Source organism: Clostridia bacterium (genome assembly GCA_012841935.1).
Taxonomy (GTDB): Bacteria; Bacillota; Peptococcia; order DRI-13; family DTU073; genus DUTS01.
In genome coordinates this window covers 1-6519 of record DUTS01000006.1, presented here as the reverse complement: position 1 = coordinate 6519, position 6519 = coordinate 1, and the positions used below count along the sequence as shown (strand labels likewise).

Here is a 6519-nt window from a genome sequence, read left to right as displayed (position 1 = left end):
CATTTAGAGGTAATTAATCAAGCCATGGAAAAGATGATGGATGCTTCGGCTATTGCTTTAACCCAATTATTAGATTTGCCAATAAAAATGTCAGCACCGGTTTTGAATTTTACCCCATTAAAAAAAGAATTGTTATTTAGTGAAAATGCTGATGAGCCAGTGGTTAAAATTGCTTTTGATTTAAAGGTTAATGGTTTATTGGATAGTGAAATGTTGCAAATTTTACCACTTCCCTTTGCTAAACAATTGGTTGACAAGGTTTTAAAAATAAAGGAGTTGAAACAGGAGGTGTCGGATTCGCTTAAATTAAATAGTGAAAACAAATTAACAAATATGGGAGCTAAGCAAGTTGAAATCTCCCCCGTTGAATTACCTTGTTTTTCGGAAGAAAATAAGGTGGTACAGTCTGCCGCTAATTTGGATTTAATTATGGATATCAGTTTGGAATTATCAGTAGAATTGGGGAAAACCAAAAAACAGATTAAAGAGATTTTAGAATTAACTAATGGTTCATTAGTAGAACTAAATAAATTAGCCGGTGAGCCGGTAGATATTTTAGTTAATGGTAATCATTTAGCCAAAGGAGAAGTAGTTGTTATTGATGAAAATTTTGGAGTTAGGGTGACTGAAATAGTTTCACCGACAGAAAGAATTGAAAAACTTCGCTGAAGAATGGATCAAGGAGGGGATAAGTATCAATGGGCCAAACAATTTTGATAGTTGATGATGCCGCTTTTATGCGGATGATGCTTAAAGAAATTTTAACCAAAAATGGTTATGAAGTTGTTGGGGAAGCTGAGGATGGTATGTCAGCGATTGATAAATATCAGGATTTAAATCCAGACTTAGTTACCATGGATATTACCATGCCTAATATGGATGGTATTACAGCAGTTAGGGAAATCAAGAAATTAGATGTTAAGGCTAAAATAGTTATGTGTAGTGCAATGGGACAACAAACTATGGTGATTGACGCTATTCAGGCCGGTGCACATGATTTTATTGTTAAACCTTTTCAGCCCGCACGTGTAATAGAGGCTGTACAAAAGGCTCTAATTTAGGGGGCGAAATGTTGAATTCATTTATAGTTACCATGGCACAGACTGATGAATTGCCGATAGGGGAGGTCGCAGCTTTACCCAGTGTGGCTGCTTTGTTTTTTCGGGTGATCCTAACCCTTTTATTCATTATTTTTCTTGTCTACATAATTTTGCGTTTACTTAAACGGCGACAATTTATTCAACAAAATCAAAAGCAGTGGATTAAGATTTTTGATTACCAACCTCTAGGGGCTAATCAAGGTTTATATTTAACTGAACTTTATGATCAGACTTGTATTATCGCCGTAACTGATCAGCATATCCAAATTTTAAAAGAAATAGATGTTGGAACTGAAAAATGGAACGAAATAAAAAACAGCCTTTTGGAGGATGATTTTTTACCAAAGGGAATAGCAAGATTTTTTCCCCACACGGAATCTTCCTCACAGAAAAAAACGTTTAATGAAACAGATTTTCGTAAACAGCTTAGTGAGCAAATACGGAGAACCGAGCGTTTAACCCGTGATGCTTTACGGGGGAGGCAGGAAAATGAATAGGTTCTGTTTCCGAAAAAAATTTTTGATTTTGCTTGGCTTGGTTTGTTTGTTTTTGTTAGTTCCTTTATCGATTATGGCTGCACCTCTACCGGTACCGCAAATAGGTATTGGAGTGGGGGCTGCGGAAACACCGCAAGAGGTTGCACTTTCTTTGCAGATACTGGCTTTGTTAACTATTTTAACTTTGGCCCCGGCAATTCTTATTTTAATGACTTCATTTACTCGTATAATTGTAGTGTTTTCTTTTTTGAGAAATGCCTTGGCTACACAGCAAATGCCACCTAATCAGGTGTTAGTGGGTTTAGCCTTGTTTTTAACTTTTTTTGTGATGGCTCCGGTTTGGGCAGAAGTTAATCAGAATGCACTACAGCCTTATTTGGCCGAGGAAATAACTCAGGAGGATGCCTTTGAAAAAGCATTAAATCCCTTACGAGAATTTATGTTCAAACAAACTCGCGAGAAGGATTTAGCCTTGTTTGTAAATTTAGCTACTGACACTAAACCAGATGGTCCAGAAGACATTCCAATTTATGCTGTAATTCCGGCTTTTGCCATTAGTGAATTAAAAACTGCTTTCCAAATTGGTTTTTTAATTTACGTACCTTTTATTATTATTGATATGGTTGTGGCTAGTACTTTGATGTCTATGGGGATGATGATGCTGCCACCGATGATGATTTCACTACCCTTTAAATTGTTATTATTTATTTTGGTAGATGGTTGGCATTTAGTTGTACAATCTTTATTAGCCGGGTTTTATTAAAAGGTGGGGTGCTAAATGTCTCAGGATTATATTATTTACATTGGTAAAGAAGCTGTATATACTATTTTGCTGCTTTCTGGTCCCTTATTAGGTATCAGTTTATTGGTAGGATTATTGATTAGTATTTTTCAAGCTACTACTCAAATACAAGAACAAACACTAACTTTTGTTCCGAAAATAGTAGCAGTTTTTATTAGCTTGGTTGTGTTCGGGTCTTGGATGTTAAATTTATTAGTTTCATTCACCTTAAATCTTTTTACCCAAATACCAAATTTAACACTTTGATGAGGAGTCATATTAATGAATTATTTAGCCGGTTTTTTAGTAGAAGGGGATCGTTTTTTGGTGCTTATGGCCAGATTAGCCGGAATTTCTTTTATTCCGTTATTTAATACACGTAATATTCCTTTACAGTGGCGGGTTTTCTTTCTTTTGGCTTTGACTTTTTTTGCTTGGTTTCTAGGTTTGGCCAATACTTTTACGGTAAATTTGCAATTACCTGCTTATTCTTTGGTAATCATTACTGAGTTGCTTACCGGAATTGCCATGGCCCTAGTTATTCAGTTCTTTTTTGCTGGTGTACAGCTTGCTGGTCAATTAATAGATACCCAAATGGGGTTTGGGATTATGAATGTAGTAGATCCTTTGATAGGAACGCAAACCCCTTTGTTAGGAAATTTCAAGTTTATTTTAGCTATCTTGCTTTTTTTACAAATTGATGGTCATCATTATTTTATAAAAGCACTTTTTGATAGTTACGAATTGGTACCGATTGGTAGTTGTGTTTTTTTAGATTCTTATTTTATAGAAAATTATTTAAGCTATTTTGGTAAGCTTTTTATCGTAGGTTGTAAATTTGGTATGCCCATAGTTGGGACATTATTAGTAACAGATTTTGTGATGGGTATTATGGCCAGAACTGTGCCGCAGATGAATATTTTTATGGTAGGTATGCCCATAAAAATATTAATTGGCTTTTTCGTGCTTTTAATAACCATACCATTTTATATTTACATTTTGAATCTTTCCTTTTGCGATCTTTTTCAAAAAATTTATAATTTATTTAGGTGATTAAAATTTACATAGAAATTAATTTACAGCTTTTTGCCGGTGAAAAAACTGAAAAAGCAACCCCACGGCGTAAGCGTGAAGCCCGTCGTAAGGGACAGGTAATTAGAAGTAACGAAATAGTTACCGTTTTATTATTAACATTTATATTATTGGTATTAAAATTTTGGCTGCCCTATTTATTACAGGAATTTAGAAATTTGTTTGTCTATGTTTTAACTTATGCTGGACGTGAGTTAACTCTTATCGATGTGGTCATGTTACTAATTGAGTCACTTTTAATTTTAGTTAAAATGTTAGCTCCCATTTTACTCATAGCATTGGTAATGGGTTATACTGCAAATGTTGTTCAAATTGGTTTTTTAGTTACCGCTGAGCCATTAAAAATGGATTTTACACGTTTAAATCCGGTTAAAGGTTTGCAAAGAATTTTTTCCAAACGTGCTTTAGCTGAATTAGTTAAAACCGTATTTAAAACATGTTTAGTAGGATTTATTGCCTTTTATTTTTTATTTCAACAATTACCGCGTTTATCAACCTTAATGTATTTTCCGGTTGAGTTTTCATTACAAACAATTGGTGAAATTACGTTTACGGCCGGTTGGCGTATTTTAATTGTTTTGGCTTTTATTGCAGCAGCTGATTATGGTTATCAAGTTTATGAATATGAAAAATCCTTGAAAATGAGTAAAGAAGAAATCAAGGAAGAATTAAAAACCGAAGAGGGAGACCCTCATTTAAGGGCCGAAAGAAAGGCTAGACAGCGCCAAATGGCTTCACAGCGGATGCTGCAGGAGGTGCCGACAGCTACGGTTGTCATTACTAACCCTACCCATTTAGCTATTGCTTTAAAATATAGTGAGAAAATGGAAGTTCCAGTTGTCGTGGCTAAAGGGCGTGATTTTCTAGCCGAGAAAATTAAAGAGGTGGCTCGTGAACATGATTTAGTTATTGTAGAAGATCGTAATTTGGCCCGTCTGCTTTTTTATCAGGCTGAAATTGGTATGCCGATACCGGTTGAACTATATAAAGCTGTGGCAGAAGTATTGGCTTATGTATATCGATTAAAAGGTAAATTCTAGGGGAGATAAAAATGCCTTCATCTTCATTACAACATAAATTAGCCCGTCATACAGATATTATTGTAGCTTTAGGTGTAGTTGGTATTGTAGCTATGATGATTGTTCCCTTGCATCCATCTTTACTTGATGTTTTATTTGTATTTAATATTACTTGTTCATTGATAATTTTGTTAGTTACTATGTATAATCAAGAACCATTGGATTTCTCGGTTTTTCCATCATTGCTCCTGGTAATGACACTTTATCGTTTAGCCTTGAATATTTCCTCTACTCGTTTGATTTTATTACATGCCTATGCCGGGGAAGTAATTAATCAATTTGGTGATTTTGTGGTTGGTGGTAATGCCTTTGTTGGTTTTATTATCTTTCTTATTTTAGTAGTTATTCAGTTTATTGTAATTACTAAAGGGGCTGAACGAGTGGCCGAAGTTGCGGCCCGCTTTACTTTAGATGCCATGCCTGGTAAACAGATGAGTATTGATGCTGACCTAAATTCCGGCTTAATTAATGAATTGGAAGCACGAGAAAGAAGAAGTAAAGTTCAAAGGGAAGCTGATTTTTATGGGGCGATGGATGGTGCTACTAAATTTGTTAAAGGTGATGCCATTGCCAGTATTATTATTACTTTAATTAATATTTTGGGCGGAATGGTAGTTGGACTTTTACAGCAAAAAATGGGTAGTATTGGGGAAGTGGCCCAGAGATATACTTTGTTAACCGTTGGTGATGGTTTAGTTAGTCAAATTCCCGCACTTTTACTTTCAACGGCTACGGGAATTATTGTCACACGTGCTGCCTCGGAAGAAAATTTGGGTTTTGATATTACTAAACAAGTTTTTTCTCAACCAAAAGTACTAGCCATTGCGGCGGTAGTTCTAATCTTTTTTGCTATAGTTCCGGGACTTCCGGTAGCTCCGTTTATGTTTTTGGGTTTGGTTATGGGGTTTCTAGCCTTTAGTTTATATAAAACTGGTATGGTTTTAGATGTAGAGTCATTACAAAGTTTAGAAGAAGAAAAAGCTGCGGAATTAAAAAAACCGGAAAGTGTTTTTGCTCTCTTACAAGTTGATCCGGTGGAATTAGAACTAGGTTATGGTTTAATTCCGCTTGTTGATACAGAACAGGGTGGCGATTTATTGGAACGTGTGGTTATGATTCGGCGGCAATGTGCTTTGGAATTGGGGATAGTAATTCCACCAATTCGTATTCGGGATAATATGCAGTTACCTCCCCAGAAATATGTTTTAAAATTACGGGGAGTGCCAATGGCTCAAGAAGAATTGATGTTAAATCAATATTTGGCCATGGGTGGTGAAGGCGAGTTGAACGGAATTGATACACGTGAACCTGCTTTTGGCTTGCCGGCTAAATGGATTGAGGCCTCTCAAAGGGAACAAGCCGAAATGGCGGGTTTTACGGTTGTAGATCCACCTTCAGTTTTAGCTACACATATTACGGAGTTTCTAAAAAATAATGTAGCCGAAATTTTAAGTCGTCAGGATGTAAAATTACTTTTAGATAATTTAAAAAAGGAATATCCGGCTGTGGTTGAAGAAGTAGTACCTAACCTACTTTCATTAGCAGAGGTTCATAAAGTTTTAAGTAATCTTTTGCGGGAGAGAGTCCCGATTCGGGACTTAGTATCAATAATGGAGGCCTTGGGAGATTGGGGGGCTACTACTAAGGATCCGGATTTGCTGACAGAATATGTGCGACAAAAATTAGCTAGACAAATTGTTCAATTATATAAAGATGAAAGGGGTAAAATTTATTGTTTTACAGTGGAACCGGCCATAGAAAAGTTAATTAGTGAAGGAATACAAACTAGTGATCAAGGTTCTTATTTAGCGATTGAACCTAAAATTGCACAACATTTGGTACAGGAATTGGCGACTTTATTGGAAAAAAGTAATTTTATGGGGAAACAATTTGTAGTATTGGTTTCACCCCTTATAAGGAGATTTTTTAGAAAGTTAACCGAGAGGACATTACCGGGAATTCCTATAATT

Annotated in this window: 8 protein-coding genes; all 8 read left to right on the top strand. The window is 35.6% G+C overall.

Translation table 11 applies throughout. The annotated features are described in order from the left end of the window. Positions 1-669: flagellar motor switch protein FliN (gene fliN / locus GX687_00295; protein HHX95897.1), on the top strand; the 669-nt coding region annotated here is incomplete at its 5' end. A 29-nt stretch (positions 670-698) separates the two neighbouring features. Continuing rightward, positions 699-1061, top strand: coding sequence for a response regulator (locus GX687_00290; protein ID HHX95896.1), 363 nt, complete (start codon positions 699-701; stop codon positions 1059-1061). Positions 1062-1072: 11 nt separating this feature from the next. Continuing rightward, complete coding sequence (locus GX687_00285) at positions 1073-1597, top strand: hypothetical protein (GenBank protein ID HHX95895.1); 525 nt, start codon at positions 1073-1075, stop codon at positions 1595-1597. Beyond that, positions 1590-2360 carry a flagellar type III secretion system pore protein FliP gene (gene fliP / locus GX687_00280; protein ID HHX95894.1) on the top strand — a complete coding sequence of 257 codons (771 nt, stop codon included), beginning with the start codon at positions 1590-1592 and terminating at the stop codon, positions 2358-2360. The genes GX687_00285 and fliP overlap by 8 nt, the downstream gene beginning before the upstream one ends. Before the next feature lie 15 nt (positions 2361-2375). Beyond that, positions 2376-2645, top strand: a complete 270-nt coding sequence (gene fliQ, locus GX687_00275; protein ID HHX95893.1) for a flagellar biosynthesis protein FliQ — start codon at positions 2376-2378, stop codon at positions 2643-2645. Positions 2646-2660: 15 nt separating this feature from the next. Further along, on the top strand, positions 2661-3431 hold the full coding sequence (gene fliR / locus GX687_00270; GenBank protein ID HHX95892.1) for a flagellar type III secretion system protein FliR: 771 nt from the start codon (positions 2661-2663) through the stop codon (positions 3429-3431). Then, positions 3428-4510 (top strand): flagellar biosynthesis protein FlhB, encoded by a 1083-nt coding sequence (gene flhB / locus GX687_00265; GenBank protein ID HHX95891.1) that lies wholly within the window; start codon positions 3428-3430, stop codon positions 4508-4510. The genes fliR and flhB overlap by 4 nt, the downstream gene beginning before the upstream one ends. Positions 4511-4521: 11 nt before the next feature. Then, positions 4522-6519 (top strand): flagellar biosynthesis protein FlhA (gene flhA / locus GX687_00260; protein HHX95890.1); only part of this gene is annotated, 1998 nt, incomplete at its 3' end.